We start from the raw sequence: 14553 nt of genomic DNA, 5'->3' as shown, positions 1-14553 counted from the left end.
GGAATTTTGTATGTTGACGACAGAACAAATTCAAGCGATTTTGCCACACCGTTATCCATTTTTACTAGTCGATCGGATTTTAGAGATGGAAGAAGGAAAACGTGCAGTCGGCTTAAAAAATGTATCCATTAATGAAGACTACTTCAATGGTCACTTCCCAGGGTATCCTGTCATGCCAGGTGTCCTCATCGTGGAAGCTCTAGCACAAGTGGGCGCAACAGCCGTCCTACAAATGCCAGAGTACAAAGGTCGTCTCGCTTTCTTCACAGGCATCGACAACTGTCGCTTTAAGCGCCAAGTCAAACCAGGTGACCAACTTCGCTTAGAAGTAGAACTAACGCGTCTGCGCGGTTCTCTTGGAAAAGGTCATGCCATCGCGACAGTAGATGGAGAAATTGCATGCGAAGCAGATATCTTGTTTGCAATCGGACCAAAAGTTGAAGACTCTACAAACTAATATGTGCGGTGTAGTCGATTTCATACTGCCCATTAGGATTTGGTAATGTGTGCGACTCCCGAATAATGCCTTCTTTCTGTAACAGACTAACAGCAGTCACTTTGCTGTGATGAGTCTTTTGCGAAAGGAGGTTTTTTCATCCTTTTTTATAGGTACCTGTCCCAAACACTATTCTGACATTCATGACTATTCACTAAGTATGCAATGCTACCACGCATTCCTGTGTTAGAAAATGGATAATTATAAATTGTGTTGAAATTGTATGGGGTCCAGGTACCTTTTGGGAACTATTGGTAAATTGTGCTGGGCACTTAGTGGAACTCAACGTCTTAGAGCGCACAATTTCTGACCAGTCGGCTCCACATCTTAAGCGTCCTCATCCTCTTTCAAAACTGGCCGCTCTTTCATCGCCTTCTCAAACCGCTCAAGAAGCGCATCGCCTTCAAAACCATCTTCAATCAACTCAGCAAGCAATCCTTCTGCGTACTTTCGGCGCGCTTGCTTCAACGTGCCGCGGAACAATACAGAAATCGAATCGCCGACCTGTTTGACGGAGTAGGCCATCACCTCAAACGGAGCGGGTTCATTCTCAGGGTATGAGATCACAACGCGAGCTTCTACGATTTCTTGTGTAGCCACTAAATCATCAAAATACGGTTTCAAATCTTTCGTCGTAAACAACTCGATCGCCCAGGAACGAGAAGAGTTTTCCTGATTGATGATAATACCATCTTCGATTGGAACAAGTTTTGATTCGTGTTGACTCAAAATAGATGTCTCGATCACTTTAAATGTTTTCATAACTAAGTTTGGCCTCCAAATCACTGCATTTTCACAAGTATAGCATAGCGCAAAAAAAATTTAAGAAACGATCAAATTAAAGTTTTCACATCGAAACTCCTCTGAAAATGAAATTTTCACAGCGAAAAATGACGAAAATGGCTAAAAACGGCTATGAAAACTCCATTTTGTCCATTTGCCAGCACTCAACACCCTGAAGTATGCTGTGCGAGAAGGGAGGTGAGAACTGTGAACAAGGTTGCACTAATCGGTCGGCTGACCAGAGACCCAGCCCTTCGAACACTTCAAGATGGAAGGGGGCTGACAAGCTTTGCGATTGCTGTACCAAACGGCTACAAAAAAGATGAAGCGGACTTCATCAACTGTACGATCTTCGGCAAACTGGCGGATCTGACCGTCAAGTATTGTGGAAAAGGATCACTCGTTGGCGTGACAGGGCGGATACATAGCCGTTCCTACGACAAGGAAGGGACGCGCATCTATGTCACCGAAGTCATTGTAGAAGAAATACGATTCTTGGCAACAAAACGCAAGGAAGAACAACCTGCGGACCGTGTAGAAATGAACGAAGAACGTTTTGAAATTCCTGCTGATTTTAAACCAAATACGACTCCAGTCTAAAAACACTAACACATCGCCATGTGTAGGTTTCTCTCAAAAAAGCCAGCCTCTTTGGTATGGGGATAACAAAGAGGCTGGATTCATCAGGAAAGTGTCAAAAGATCTGTCAGTTCATCATCACTAAGTTCCGTGATCCATCGGCTCGAATGAATCAGTTCGTCTGACAACGACTGCTTCTGTTCGAGTAAGGTATCGATCTTCTCTTCAATTGTTCCGATTGTCAAAAACTTATGCACATGCACGAACTGTTGCTGACCGATACGGTACGCACGGTCCGTTGCTTGATTCTCGACCGCCGGATTCCACCAGCGATCGGCATGAATGACGTGAGTCGCAGCTGTTAGATTTAGACCTGTTCCACCAGCCTTGAGCGATAATAAGAATATCGGAAACTCACCCGCCTGGAAAGAGGCAACTAAATCGTCGCGCTGTCCTTTTGCCATGCTGCCTGTTAAAAATGGGCTGTCGATGTCATACAGTTCACTGAAGCAGTGCTGCAATAGATGGCCCATGCCGATATACTGTGTGAAAATCAGACACTGTTCTCCACGCGCAGCGATTTCACCTGCGAGCGATACGATTCCTGCAAGTTTCGCAGATCGCTGAAGCATCGTCTCCGCTTCATCAAACGGTTCTTTCAAATAGAGCGCAGGGTGGTTACACAACTGCTTCAGCTTGCTCAGCATTTTAAGAACTAGACCCTTCCTCTGGAAACCGCTGAGATTGCCGAGTTGGCTCACTGATTCTTGAATCAGAGATTCGTATAGTGCAGCTTGCTCGGTCGTCAATGCGCAGTATTCTTTCTGCTCAAGCTTCTCAGGCAAATTCAGTTGTAAGTCAGGATCCCGCTTTGTGCGGCGCAACAAGAACGGCTGGATTTTCGTCCGCAGACGATGTTTGGCTTGTTCATCTTCATCTCGTTCAATCGGTGCCATATACGTTTCCTGGAATGACTTAAATGAACCGAGATAGCCTTTATGAATAAAGTCAAAAATCGCCCATAGCTCAGATAATCGGTTCTCAATAGGAGTACCTGTCAATGCGATATGGTGCACACCACGCAGCTTACGGATTGCCCGTGACTGCTTTGTTTGCATATTTTTTATGTTTTGCGCTTCATCTAAAGTTACCGAACTCCAGGCAACACGCTGAAGCGGTTCGGCATCTTGTGTGGCAATCCCATACGTCGTTAACACTACATCTGCATCCGTCGTGATTTCACCACGATTGGAGCCGTAATGTGTCGCGACACGAAGAGAAGGTGCGAATTTTTGAAGCTCTTTTTGCCAGTTCCCAAGAACGGACGTCGGACAGATAATGAGAGACGGTGTGTCCGGCTGCTGTTCATGCACATGCAATAAGTAGGCAATCAACTGAACCGTCTTCCCAAGCCCCATGTCATCGGCTAAAATCGCCCCGAACGACTCTTTGCGCATAAACCCGAGCCAGTTCAATCCAAGCTGCTGATACGGACGCAGCTCGGTTAACAAACGAGGAGATGGCTGAATTTCTGGGAAGGCCTTCTTCTCTTGAAGCTGTGTCAAGTAGCTCTCGAGCGACTGATGGAGCTGGAACTGGATGAGCGGGTCATCTGAATCGTCATCCTCTGCAGGCACTGTCAATTCATCCGGAAGCTCTTGGAACAACAAGTCACGCACGGTCCATTCCTCTTCTTCTGAACGGTCGAGCAGCTTGCGAATCTCTTGGATCCACTGCGCATCGATTTGGAACCACTGATCACCTGAACGAATAAACGAACGATTTTCTTCTACCATCTGGCGGAACTGTTCTTCGCTAATATCTTGACCACCTAATGAGAAGTTCCAGTTAAATTGAATGATTTGTTCAAGGCCAGCAGCAGACTTGTAGCGACCTGCACTGGCAGAAGCACGGACCTGCATCTTCGACTCTTTGATTTCCTTTAACCAAGCTGGCAACACGACGTCATAGCCAAACGCTTGAAGTTTCGCTAAATCGTGGCGCAAAAAGTCTCTTACCTGTAAATCATCGAGGGCAACGTGGAAAAAGCTCTCGGACTCCTCATCAAGCACTGACACGAACGGGATGACACCACGTTGGAATGTTGTAATGACGTCTGATAAATGAACCCACTTCGGTGGTAGTGCTTCTTCAATCGGAAGGAAGCGCTTTTTCACAGCAGGCGTCCAGTAACTTGAACTGCGCACACCCCGAACGACTGTCTCCAAAATCCACTCATCCGTCATATCATCTGGCTCCATCAAACGCAGGGCTACGTGAATTTCCGGATGTTGCTGCACTTTATCCATCGGCCAACCGCCAGACTTGAAATACTCTTGTAAGCTGACTAAGTCATCGTAAGAAAATGCAGCTTGGCGTGCTTTTTGCAAAATCGCGGTCTCCACGATAGTTGTGACGGCCGTGTCTTCACTAGCTGTGACGAATAGGCTATTGACGTCAAAACGTACGTGATCCCAAAGGTTTTTATTTTGGTAAATCGAAGCCGCTTCTTGAATCGCGTCAAAGTGTTTCGTCGATTCCGGGTCATGGCCATAAAATTCATAGATATCCGATGGGTTTGGCAATAAGTCGATTGCATCTAAGCTCGACAATAAGAATTTGCCCTTTTTGTCTTCTATAGGAAGTCCAAAAAAACTATCACGGTGCTTTCCGAAAAGAATCGTCTTCAAGCGATCCGTACTACCTGGACTTGAAACCGCAAACCCACCATCTAGTTTCTCTACAGTAATTGGAACTGAAAATAGTTTCACAGTGACAGATTTCCTTTCTCCATTTCTTGCTGGAATGCCCGCAAGCGACGGAATTTTTCGCGGATCTCTTGAACGTAGTGATTCCAGTAGACGGTCTCGTTCGCAGCCTTTGCTAGCTGTTTCATCTTCTTCATATAGCGCACAGCTTGTTTATAGCTGTCGCGCTTCTTCTCATTAATTTCCCGCATCACATTCATGTGATAGAGAGGAAGAAGGACAAACGGAGCCTCGTCTTTTACAATTTCTAATCCACATGTTTCTGCATACGTGATTCCGCTTTGGCAGTAAAGATGCAGATCGGCCCAATCATTATAGCGCTCTTGATCAATCAACCAATTCGAAAACGGTTCGAGCGTAAATGGAATGAGCATGCGATAAAACTTAGCCTGACTTTCTTCGGACAAGTCGAGCTGTCGTTCGATATAACGAAGTGTATACACAAGTCGGGAAGCGCGCGTATCGGTATCTAGATACTCCTCAATAGCCGGAAGCAGCCGTTCAAACATTTGTGTGGCCATCTCGATTTGGTGTTCCTCAAGAGAAAACTGAATAAGCGACAAATAGTTTGCGACTTCATCTGTAGGAATCTTTGTCATCGATTTCAGTAAACGATCCGTCTGACCAAGTTGGAAATAAAACAATTGACGGACTTGAAGCAGCGAGTTGCCATCTTTTGTTTCGGAATGCGCTTCTAAGAAAGCCAGTTCCTTCTCTCGTGCGTGCTTGGATGTCCCAAGTTCTGACCAATAATGTGAGTAGAGAGCACTGCGCTGTGAGAAATAGCCTTCCGCATCTGTTAATAAGTGGCGCACGTAGCGTTCGATGCGCTCATAAAACGGATCAGCTGCAAAGAAACGCGGTTGTTGCTGCAATTGCTTGAATTGGTGTTTCAATTCTTGAATCGTTTCGTCTAGATAATACCGTACGCGACCGCGTTCATTCTCACGACTAAAACTGTTAAATGTCGGCCACAACTTTACAAGGGTCATCAAGGTGACACTCGTATCAAATAGTACATGCCATTCCCGTTCAAGCGGACGAATGCGCTGCATTTGCCGTTTGTAATCGCCGAGCGCAAACTCCATTAGGAAAAAGCTCGATGCATGTTCTTGCATGACGAGTTGATTGAGTAATGTACTAGCATACTGTTCCCAAGCGAGTGGCGTGCGGTCTTTTTGAATGGCTGCAATCGACTGGTGGTCGGCATGGGAGCGCCATGTTTTCACCCATTCGCTTAACGAATTCATATGTTGATAAAAATAAAACAACACAGCAGCCTGATGGCGACACATTTTTCGTCCACTGCACGAACATGATGATTCTTCATAGAACGAGATATGGACGTACGCATCCTGAACATCGCGAACCACAAAATCGGCTTCGTGCTGGACCGGCTTATAATCAACAAGTTGAACGGCACCATTCCGAACAAAAGATTGTGCACTCCGGACGAGCGACTCATCTTGTGCGACACCCGCCATCAAGTACTTACCGAGCTGCTTCATAAACTGTTCTATAGGTTCTTCATAAAACGTCAAAAGACGCTGAACTGTCATCCCTTTCACAGGGGTTCACCACTCATTTCTAAAAGACTATCCTTCCATTATAACGTCTTTTGGACAAAGAAAAAACATGGATTGCGAATTTCGCATCCATGTTTGGTCATCCTTTCAGTTGATCAGTGAACTCTTTTAATTGTTGCTCGCGCTCTTCTTTCGATAGTTCACGTAAATGAAGTAGTAGATTCCTAAAGTCTGCATTCGCCATCAATTCCGAAACGAAGGGTTGGAACTGTGCATAATAGCGGTCTTGTGATTCTTTAGCCTGTTCTACAAAAGCTTCTGTAGTTTTACGATTGTTTTGATCATCCGTCAACAGATTCAAAAATTGTTCATCGGACAAGCGATATACTGAGCGAATTAAATTTATCATCTCTAAGCTAGGTTGACGCGCGGATGATTCATAGCGCGAGAGTGTAGCATTTGAAATCTTTAAAAGCTTTGCGGCCTCTTCTTGAGAGATATCCAATTGCTCATCCCGATAAGCCTTTAGTTTTTCATGAAATTTCATGCGTCTCACTCCTCTTACCAATATGGCAAGAATACCGATGATGTATACGATAAAGTGATTTTTTACCGAAATGGTAAAAAGCATAAAATCCCAATTGAGATAGTTTATAACCAAAATATAGTATAAAATAACTAATGAAAGAGTGAGAACAATGCCACGGTATAAAACAACGTTTCACCTATGCAAACTCAACCTTCAACGAAAAAATGTCTATCTGGAAATTACGAAATGCGAACCTGAGGAAGCAATCGAATATCTAAAAAATGTAGAAGTAAAAGCAACTTCCTGTGGAAATGAAATTGAAGTTTTAACTGAAAAGGAGTTAACAAAAACAGAGCTAAGAGAACTTCCATTGAAATGTGTTATGATGATCCATGATTCCGGAATCGGGTACTTCTCGGAGCGTCCAATGATGAGACCCTCTAAAGTGAGAAGTAAACAATAAAGCAGAGGTCCAAAATAAAACCGTACTGTGAAATAGAAGTACTTGGAAAGAGTCTAGACAACGCTACTAGGCTCTTTATTACTTTTTTGTGAACAAAGATGTTTTCATGCACAATTTTTCGGGAATATGATACACTAATACAATCAGAATATTCTAACAATAAAAGGAGGGGGAGAACATGCTACATGTCGAGATGATGAAACCGTTCCACACAGAAATAAAAGACAATAAGATTCGCCTGGTATTTGCGTATCAATACTTTTCACTACGTAAAGATGATGAAGTGTTTAGCTTCATTCCGGTCGAAGGCAAAGAGATTGTCCTGAATAAAGACACACTGCAAGTCGAAAACTTGTCCGAAGTGTTTGTATTCCAAAAAGGAAATCGCTTTATCCGGTTACCACTGTATCAACTGTTGCTTGTTTCAGACGTTCACGACCATCTCAAAGTTTTAGTTCAACCGGTCGCTGAGCAAGAAAGTAACGAAGAAGTGAACGGGCTTATTCAAGAGCTGGAGCTTCAAAACTTTGAACGCTTGATGGACAACGCTCTGACGCAACGCGATGTTGACTTGTTCTATCAATTATTAGCCACTCAGCATGATGGAGGTACGTATGTATAATTCAACTCAATAAAAAGCATCTATCACACGAACCGCCGTCTGATAGATGCTTTTACTGTTTTAGAAGAAAAATTGTAAAAATAGCACAGAAATAGTTGACCCAATCAAACCAAATAGAATATCCCCCCAGCTAAACGACAAATCAAACAACTGCCGCATTGTAATCCGCCCCTTTCTGTTACTAAAGTAGTCGTCTTTCCTATATAAAAGTTACATACAAAATAATTTCTTTATTTGTTCGGGTTTCCGTTCATCCCTCTATCCAATATATGCTAGAATTATCTGTATGGATGAGGAGGTCTATCATGTTTTTAGAATTTCATTTTTGGCGCTATTTTTTCACCAGGGGCACATTACTCACGAACCTTGCTGAAACTGAAACGATTCGTGGATTTAAAAAATGCGTAAGTGTAGTGCTTGCGTGCACCATACTCTTATATATCGTTATGAACAGTTGGGGAATGACCACTACTGCTCTCACTTCACTTTATGTGATAGGTTTTACCGATACATACGCTGCTGCAAGGTGGATTTCCTTACTCGGAATCATTTTATTTGCTGTACTCTACTTTGGTTTCCATTTCTTTGGAGTCAGCTGGCTCCTTCACCTCATCACCAAAATTCCATTACGGATTGCAGCTGTCATGCAGTTATACGTAGTGGCAACCTTGTTGATTGAAAAACTGGTTTTACTTTTAGTCTTTGTCATGCTTGGCTATACAACGCATCTTTCATTCTTATCGTTTGGTCCCGTTGCGGCCCAATTTTTAGATCATAGTTACTTTCATTATTTCTTCAATCAATTCTCCTTATTCACAGGAGTCGTGCTTGCGATTCAGCTGCAATTTTTACGCCGCTTTACAACTCTTTCCACTCCTGTACTTCTTGCGATTTTATTTGCTTTGACGACAGTATTTGCAGCTGTTGTCGCTTTGATTAGCGTATTGCCTCTACAGTCATGGGTGTTAGGAGGTGGCTTCTAATGCGCCGGTTTTACACAGTGGGTCTTGCAGTTGCGATTACAGCTTTTCTAGCTGCGAACGCCATTTTGGTTTTCAAAGAAGATAGTATCATCGCACGCAACTATTACATCGATGAGCATATCCGAGTAGCTGAAGGAGAGTTCAAACGCGAGATTGAAAAAGAAGCGGTCACAGTGCCGGTTACCACTTTAAAAGTGACACTTGAACGTGACGTTCTTGAAACCGTCATCGTTGAACCAGGAGCAGCAGTTGCGCTTGGTGACACGTTAGCCATCCTTGATACATCAGAACGAGACACGCTTCGTGCTGAATGGGATGCGATGGTCGGTGCGTATCAAACGGAGATTCGGGACCTCGGAGCAGTTTTGTCCAGCCTGAGAACGGCGAAGAGTCGTTCCAACTCTACTACATCGAGCAACGGACGGGCCACTTCTTCCGGAAACAGTCAAGATGACGTGGTGGATGTCACTGTCAATTTAGAAGTCGATGTAGAAATCACAGAGGACGCTACATACGATAGTGCGATTGCCGAAATTGAACAAAAAATTGCTGAAGTTGAACGGGAGCTATCAATTGTACAAGCACAGCTTTCCTCAACCGCAGAGAACTTAGAGTTTGTGAGTCCGATTGATGGATTTGTTGAACAAATAGAAGAGTTTGAAACACAACTTGTGTTCCACATCGTGCCATCCGAGCAGACGTTGGTCACATTCGTTGAAGAAAAACACTGGCATGAAATCGAGGCCGCCCAACCGGTACAAGCCTATTCTACCCATCTCGCGAAATCTTATGCAGCACAAGTCGCTGGAAAAGGAACGATGCCAGTGACCGACAATCGCTGGAAAGAAATTCACGGGCAGTTTGAGCAACATCCTGATCTGCCGCTTTATGAAATCCAGGTGACGCCTGCAGAACCTTTAGAAGGCCTTCCGTTTGGAGCGAACGTCAACACGATCATCACAATTGATCAAGCGACGGGGGCGATGCGTCTCAGAGATGATTGGACAATTACACGAAACAAAGAATATGCAGAAGTCTACTCGATATCAACGGAAGGAACAATTGGTCGTATTCCTATTACTATTGGATTTGATATGCCGGAAACGCAATCCATAATTGTGGACGATGGACTAGTGAACGGTCAAATCGTACTAGATGATACGTTCCGACGTAACAATGCACGTACGTTCTTCCCGCAACCACTCGAACTTCCGAGCTGGGCAACTGTAAAAGCTCTAGGGTGGAAAGATTACATGGCTTTCCTTATTCAAAAGCCTTATGTACCTAACACTGAAGAAGATGTAGAGGAAGAAGTAGACGCTGAGAACGCTGAAAACTAATGTCTGGAACACCCCTTGAATCTTGAGGGGTGTTTTTTGTTTCTTTATGGGGTGACAGGCACCGAATGGAAGTAGCTCCCATTTGGTGCCTGTCACCTTAAATTCTTCTCGAACACCTTCCACATCTTAAGTAAAAAGAGTATACTTTCACACATACATACAAAATTTAGAAAAGCGAAAGAAGGGTTGGCATGGACGCTCGTTTTAAAATCGCTCACCGGGAAGCGAAAATCGGTGTAGGCCTTGCAATTGCTCACTTTCTTTGGTGGTTTGGCTTCGCTTACGGACTTGGGAGTCGGCCGGTTGAAGAATACACGTATATTCTAGGATTTCCGGATTGGTTCTTTTACAGCAGCATCGTCGGATTTGTTCTGATTGCCCTGACAATTGTTGTGATTGCGAGATTCTTCCTCACCGAAGTGTCGTTTGAAGAAGAGGAGGAGCGCGAATGAACTGGCAAGTAATTGCCCCGCTAGTCTTCTTCTTGATTGCGATCTTTGCGACAGGTTGGTTTGCGAGTAAACAAAAGGGAAGTTCCGGAAATTTCTTAAATGATTACTTTTTAGGCGGTCGCGAGCTCGGAGGATTTGTTCTTGCGATGACCATGGTGGCCACGTATGGGAGTGCTTCAAGTTTTTTAGGAGGACCCGGTACGGCTTACACTATGGGGTTTGGCTGGGTGTTGCTTGCGATGACCCAGGTCGTGACGGGGTATTTCGTACTTCTGATTCTCGGGAAAAAGTTTGCGATCATCGCTCGTCGCTATAAAGCCGTGACACTGATTGATTTCTTGAAAGCGCGCTATAACAGTCCGTTCGTTGCCATCTTGTCAGCATTTGCTATCGTCATCTTTTTATTTTCGGCAATGACGGCACAATGGGTCGGTGGTGCGCGTCTCATTGAAACGTTGACGGGACTGAGTTACACGTCTGCACTCTTTATTTTTGTGGTTGCTGTCCTGGTTTATGTGACGACTGGAGGATTTCGGGCGGTCGCTCTGACAGATGCTGTGCAAGGAACAATCATGGTGATCGGAACAACAATTTTATTGATTGCCGTCATTATTGCAGGGGGCGGAATTCCAACTATCATGCAAGACTTGTTGTCGGAAAACCCGAATCTCGTAACGCCATACGGGAATGATGGGAATTTATCTGCCGCCTATGTATCATCCTTTTGGATTTTAGTGGGTGTCGGTGTCGTAGGACTTCCACAAATAGCAGTCCGAGCGATGTCGTACAAAACATCTCGCGGGATGCACCGGGCACTTGTCATAGGGACGATTGTTACAGGGTTCATCATGTTGAACATGCACTTGATTGGTGTGTTCGCACGTGCGGTCATGCCAGGTATCGAGGTTCCGGATGCAGTCATACCATTGATTGCACTGGATGTGTTGCCACCATGGCTTGCAGGGATTGTGTTGGCCGCGCCATTAGCGGCCATCATGTCGACGGTCGATTCCCTATTACTTCTCGTCAGTTCGTCCGTCGTAAAAGACGTCTATCTCGGGTACATTCAACCGAATGCATCGATGAAAACGGTGAAGCGTCTTAGTTTTGGAGTGACAGCTGTTTTAGGCTCGATCGTCTTCGTTCTAGCAGTGAATCCACCAGAGCTTTTGATTTTCTTGAACTTGTTCGCGTTCGGAGGTCTAGAAGCCGCATTCATCTGGCCGATTGTGCTCGGACTCTACTGGAAATACGGCAATAAATATGGCGCGATTGCATCTATGCTAACGGGAATCTTCGGCTACATCGCCTTGCATTTTTACAATGTGGAAAACGGAAATCTTTTCGGCATCCATACAGTGGTCGTTCCAGTCGTAGTGTCATTTGTTGCGTACATCGTGTTCAGTTTACTCATAAAACGACAAGTGTATCGTTTCTAAAGAGAGGAGGCGCGTCATGAGCCGCGTGAAAATCTACTGGATGCTTGTCGGCGTTATGTTTACTTGGGGCGCCAATGTTCCGATGCTGAAATTCATTGGAACCTACGTGCCTCCTGTTACCGTGACAGGAATCCGTATCTTGATGGCGAGTCTTGCTGTCTTTCTAATTTTAAAGGTGTTAAATATCTTGCGGAAACCGACAAAGCGGGAATGGAAATATATCTTGGTCGGTGCTTTTTCCAATGTATTGCTCCACCATTTATTTCTCAACCTTGGACTTGCAGAAACGTCTGCCACTTCCGGTGGTTTGATACTTGGAACGGGACCGATCCTGACGGCGATTGCTGCAGCGATTTTCTTGAAATACTTCCCGTCACGTCTCCAGTGGTTAGGCCTGATACTTGGAATTTCCGGAGTCACCATTGCGGTGTTGGTCGGCTCCACAGGATTTGATACAAATATCGGAGACTTCTACATATTCATTTCAATTTTGTCGCAAGTTTTAAGCTACATGGTCGTTGTGAAAGCTGCTCGGACACTAGACCCACGTGTGATGACGGCCTATATGATGGGCGTGGGCTCGATTGGCTTGATTGTGACGAGCTTGATACTAGAGCCAGGGGGAATGGTTGAATTTCTCGACGCTCCACCAATTTTCTGGGCTGTTTTCTTGGCATCCGGCTTGATTTCGACAGCTCTCGGCCACATGATTTACAACTATGCAATCGGGCAAGCAGGAGCTACCCAATCGGCTATCTTCATGAATTTGAACCCATTATTTGCGATGATTCTTTCCAGTCTCTTCCTTGGAGAAATCCTCACGCTCCGGCATTTCGTCGGCTTCTTCCTCATCGTGGCGGGTGTCATGCTCGGTTCTGGTGCAGCGGAAGACCTGTATAAAAAACATAAAGCGAGATCAACCACTCCCAGTAGTTAGCGGGAGTGGTTTTTTGAGGTGATCTTTTGGGGTGACAGGCACCAAATGGGAGCAGTTCCCAAATGGTGCCTGTCACCACTTGGGGATTACATCCATTTCCAGGCAAGGTAGGTCTAATTACCTGAAAATTCAGCTATACCCCCAAAAATCGAATACTTCCTCACGAATAGGATGGCGTACACCACTTTGGTGGTGAAAAAATTTCCTATGAGGTGATGGACACATGAAGACACGCAAATGGAAACGTATGACAGCGGCAGCGATGATTGCCACAATGACAGTAACAGGCGCAACATATGTCTGGGCAGATGAGTACAAATCTGTTTCTCTAAACGACATAGAGGAAACGACAGCTCCTGTTGTGGACTTGACAAACGTTCAGAATGATAACTTATACGAAGAGACAGCGCCTTCAAACGAAGAACTAAAAGTAGTGTTTGAAGAACGCATTGCTAAACTAAATGAACTGATTGTACAAATTGACGACGAAGAAATCACAGCACTCTTAACACAAGCTGTGGAACGCTTCGAATCTAAGATTGCTGAACTTGAAGCGGGTGAAGGTGTGGAAGAGCCAGTCGACGGTGAAACGCCAATTGAAGGCGAAGAGCCAGTTGAGGGCGAAGAACCAACTGACGAAAACACAGAACTTGAAATGAAAAAAGAACAACTTGCGTTCAAGATTGCCATCATGACAAAAGTCTATGAGCAAGTTGGAAGCGATCAAGCACGTACTGCAATTCAAGCGAACATCGACAAATTCCAAGCTCAACTAGACGCACTTAACGAAGAAGTTCCAGTCGAAGAGCCAGTCATCGAGGAACCCGTAGAGGAAGAACCAGTCGTCGAGGAACCAGTAGTTGAAGAGCCTACAATTGAAGAAGAAGTCGCAGAAGAGCCTTCAGAGAAACAAATTCCTGCAGCTGCAGTAGCAGGAAAAGTAAAAGCTGAAGAAAACAAAGCTAAAGCAGAAGAAAAGAAAGCTGCTGCTCAAGGCAAAGCCGAAAAGAAAGTAGAAAAAGCGCAGGCTAAAGCAGACGAAGCAAAATCAAAAGCAGACGAGAAAGTAGAAAAAGCGCAAGCTAAAGCAGACGAAGCGAAAGCAAAAGCAGAAGAAAAAGTAGAAAAAGCCCAAGCTAAAGCAGACGAAGCGCAAGCTAATGCAGAAGAAAAGAAAGCTGCTGCTAAAGAAAAAGGTAATGGCAAAAACTAACAATTTTGAAAGGGACGCATTTTGCGTTCCTTTTTTTAATCGGTACCTGTCACCAATTACCAGCGGTTTCCATTTGGTGCCTGTCACCACTCCCAACTGGCAATGTCCGCGGAACTCGATTCAGTGTCCGCGAAAGGACCATTCAATGTCCGCAAACCCGATATCAATGTCCGACTAAAGAGACTTTTCCCCCGAACTAGCCAGAACCTAAGTCTCAAAGACCTTTCTTGAACAGATCACTTTCGCTTAATTCTACTTTCGACTAAAAAAAGACCCCCATAAATCAACTTTCCCATGCGAATAATACTACGTAGAACACCAACCAAATCAACGGTATCGTGCATTCTACTCAACTTTAAACCTGAAACAGAACAGTTCTTTTCCTCGCTTTTTTCTATGGTACTATTAAAGAAATGAGTATAG

Annotated in this window: 14 protein-coding genes; 10 read left to right on the top strand and 4 right to left on the bottom strand. The window is 44.6% G+C overall.

Annotated elements, in window-relative coordinates:
• Window positions 1–10: 10 nt before the first annotated feature.
• Window positions 11–457, top strand: a complete 447-nt coding sequence (fabZ, locus tag JOD03_RS05155) for a 3-hydroxyacyl-ACP dehydratase FabZ (protein ID WP_204589771.1) — start codon at window positions 11–13, stop codon at window positions 455–457.
• Window positions 458–823: 366 nt separating this feature from the next.
• On the opposite strand, the gene JOD03_RS05150 is transcribed toward fabZ, so the two are convergent.
• Complete coding sequence (locus JOD03_RS05150; protein ID WP_204589770.1) at window positions 824–1258, bottom strand: YwpF family protein; 435 nt, start codon at window positions 1256–1258, stop codon at window positions 824–826.
• 228 nt (window positions 1259–1486) lie between these two features.
• Between JOD03_RS05150 and JOD03_RS05145 the strand changes: the two genes are divergently transcribed.
• Window positions 1487–1879, top strand: coding sequence for a single-stranded DNA-binding protein (locus JOD03_RS05145; RefSeq protein ID WP_204589769.1), 393 nt, complete (start codon window positions 1487–1489; stop codon window positions 1877–1879).
• Window positions 1880–1962: 83 nt separating this feature from the next.
• Here the strand turns inward: JOD03_RS05145 and JOD03_RS05140 are convergent, their stop codons facing one another.
• The 3 genes from JOD03_RS05140 to JOD03_RS05130 all read right to left on the bottom strand — a co-directional run bounded on the left by JOD03_RS05140 (window position 1963) and on the right by JOD03_RS05130 (window position 6699).
• Window positions 1963–4629 (bottom strand): DEAD/DEAH box helicase, encoded by a 2667-nt coding sequence (locus JOD03_RS05140; protein WP_338032437.1) that lies wholly within the window; start codon window positions 4627–4629, stop codon window positions 1963–1965.
• A complete protein-coding gene (locus JOD03_RS05135; RefSeq protein ID WP_204589768.1) occupies window positions 4626–6194 on the bottom strand; it encodes a hypothetical protein in 1569 nt (522 codons plus the stop codon). Before JOD03_RS05135 ends, JOD03_RS05140 begins: the two co-directional genes overlap by 4 nt.
• Before the next feature lie 97 nt (window positions 6195–6291).
• On the bottom strand, window positions 6292–6699 hold the full coding sequence (locus JOD03_RS05130; RefSeq protein WP_204589767.1) for a helix-turn-helix domain-containing protein: 408 nt from the start codon (window positions 6697–6699) through the stop codon (window positions 6292–6294).
• Between the two features lie 151 nt (window positions 6700–6850).
• Between JOD03_RS05130 and JOD03_RS05125 the strand changes: the two genes are divergently transcribed.
• The 8 genes from JOD03_RS05125 to JOD03_RS05090 all read left to right on the top strand — a co-directional run bounded on the left by JOD03_RS05125 (window position 6851) and on the right by JOD03_RS05090 (window position 14130).
• Window positions 6851–7144: a hypothetical protein gene (locus JOD03_RS05125; RefSeq protein WP_204589766.1), complete on the top strand. Its 294-nt coding sequence runs from the start codon at window positions 6851–6853 to the stop codon at window positions 7142–7144.
• A gap of 178 nt (window positions 7145–7322) precedes the next feature.
• Window positions 7323–7766: a transcriptional regulator gene (locus JOD03_RS05120; protein WP_204589765.1), complete on the top strand. Its 444-nt coding sequence runs from the start codon at window positions 7323–7325 to the stop codon at window positions 7764–7766.
• A 305-nt stretch (window positions 7767–8071) separates the two neighbouring features.
• Window positions 8072–8749 carry a hypothetical protein gene (locus JOD03_RS05115; RefSeq protein ID WP_204589764.1) on the top strand — a complete coding sequence of 226 codons (678 nt, stop codon included), beginning with the start codon at window positions 8072–8074 and terminating at the stop codon, window positions 8747–8749.
• On the top strand, window positions 8749–10089 hold the full coding sequence (locus tag JOD03_RS05110) for an efflux RND transporter periplasmic adaptor subunit (RefSeq protein WP_204589763.1): 1341 nt from the start codon (window positions 8749–8751) through the stop codon (window positions 10087–10089). The genes JOD03_RS05115 and JOD03_RS05110 overlap by 1 nt, the downstream gene beginning before the upstream one ends.
• A 191-nt stretch (window positions 10090–10280) precedes the next feature.
• Entirely contained in the window at window positions 10281–10541 is a 261-nt protein-coding gene (locus JOD03_RS05105; RefSeq protein ID WP_204589762.1) for a YhdT family protein, read from the top strand.
• The gene (gene panF, locus JOD03_RS05100; protein ID WP_204589761.1) at window positions 10538–11980 is read left to right on the top strand and encodes a sodium/pantothenate symporter; all 1443 of its coding nucleotides are present in this window, start codon (window positions 10538–10540) and stop codon (window positions 11978–11980) included. The genes JOD03_RS05105 and panF overlap by 4 nt, the downstream gene beginning before the upstream one ends.
• A 16-nt stretch (window positions 11981–11996) precedes the next feature.
• Complete coding sequence (locus JOD03_RS05095; protein WP_204589760.1) at window positions 11997–12917, top strand: DMT family transporter; 921 nt, start codon at window positions 11997–11999, stop codon at window positions 12915–12917.
• Between the two features lie 223 nt (window positions 12918–13140).
• Entirely contained in the window at window positions 13141–14130 is a 990-nt protein-coding gene (locus JOD03_RS05090; RefSeq protein WP_204589759.1) for a hypothetical protein, read from the top strand.
• Window positions 14131–14553: the final 423 nt, after the last annotated feature.

Origin of the sequence: Chryseomicrobium aureum, assembly GCF_016909155.1 — a bacterium.
In the GTDB taxonomy this organism is placed as follows: Bacteria; Bacillota; Bacilli; order Bacillales_A; family Planococcaceae; genus Chryseomicrobium; species Chryseomicrobium aureum.
This window is presented reverse-complemented; position numbering and strand designations above follow the sequence as displayed.

Coding starts and splice junctions, on each gene's coding strand:
- fabZ (WP_204589771.1), top strand. CDS start 11: ATGTTGACGACAGAACAAATTCAAGCGATTTTGCCACACCGTTATCCA.
- JOD03_RS05150 (WP_204589770.1), bottom strand. CDS start 1,258: ATGAAAACATTTAAAGTGATCGAGACATCTATTTTGAGTCAACACGAA.
- JOD03_RS05130 (WP_204589767.1), bottom strand. CDS start 6,699: ATGAAATTTCATGAAAAACTAAAGGCTTATCGGGATGAGCAATTGGAT.
- JOD03_RS05125 (WP_204589766.1), top strand. CDS start 6,851: ATGCCACGGTATAAAACAACGTTTCACCTATGCAAACTCAACCTTCAA.
- JOD03_RS05120 (WP_204589765.1), top strand. CDS start 7,323: ATGCTACATGTCGAGATGATGAAACCGTTCCACACAGAAATAAAAGAC.
- JOD03_RS05115 (WP_204589764.1), top strand. CDS start 8,072: ATGTTTTTAGAATTTCATTTTTGGCGCTATTTTTTCACCAGGGGCACA.
- JOD03_RS05110 (WP_204589763.1), top strand. CDS start 8,749: ATGCGCCGGTTTTACACAGTGGGTCTTGCAGTTGCGATTACAGCTTTT.
- JOD03_RS05105 (WP_204589762.1), top strand. CDS start 10,281: ATGGACGCTCGTTTTAAAATCGCTCACCGGGAAGCGAAAATCGGTGTA.
- panF (WP_204589761.1), top strand. CDS start 10,538: ATGAACTGGCAAGTAATTGCCCCGCTAGTCTTCTTCTTGATTGCGATC.
- JOD03_RS05095 (WP_204589760.1), top strand. CDS start 11,997: ATGAGCCGCGTGAAAATCTACTGGATGCTTGTCGGCGTTATGTTTACT.
- JOD03_RS05090 (WP_204589759.1), top strand. CDS start 13,141: ATGAAGACACGCAAATGGAAACGTATGACAGCGGCAGCGATGATTGCC.